Source organism: Streptomyces cirratus (genome assembly GCF_014650775.1).
GTDB classification, from domain to species: domain Bacteria; phylum Actinomycetota; class Actinomycetes; order Streptomycetales; family Streptomycetaceae; genus Streptomyces; species Streptomyces cirratus.
In genome coordinates, this window is record NZ_BMVP01000065.1 from 1 (window position 1) to 614 (window position 614).

Consider the following 614-nt stretch of genomic DNA (forward strand, 5'->3'; position numbering starts at 1 on the left):
AGGTCCCGGGGTCTTTCCGTCCTGCTGCGCGAAACGAGCATCTTTACTCGTAGTGCAATTTCACCGGGCCTATGGTTGAGACAGTCGAGAAGTCGTTACGCCATTCGTGCAGGTCGGAACTTACCCGACAAGGAATTTCGCTACCTTAGGATGGTTATAGTTACCACCGCCGTTTACTGGCGCTTAAGTTCTCAGCTTCGCACGCCCGAAAGCGCACTAACCGGTCCCCTTAACGTTCCAGCACCGGGCAGGCGTCAGTCCGTATACATCGCCTTACGGCTTCGCACGGACCTGTGTTTTTAGTAAACAGTCGCTTCTCGCTGGTCTCTGCGGCCACCCCCAGCTCACGGAGTAAATCCGATCACCAGTGATGGCCCCCCTTCTCCCGAAGTTACGGGGGCATTTTGCCGAGTTCCTTAACCATAGTTCACCCGAACGCCTCGGTATTCTCTACCTGACCACCTGAGTCGGTTTAGGGTACGGGCCGCCATGAAACTCGCTAGAGGCTTTTCTCGACAGCATAGGATCATCCACTTCACCACAATCGGCTCGGCATCAGGTCTCAGCCTTAACGAGGGACGGATTTGCCTACCCCTCGGCCTACACCCTTACCC

The 614-nt window shown here is 55.7% G+C and carries 1 rRNA gene; it reads right to left on the reverse strand.

Annotated elements, in window-relative coordinates:
• Positions 1-614, reverse strand: a 23S ribosomal RNA gene (locus IE207_RS32905); the annotation flags it as partial.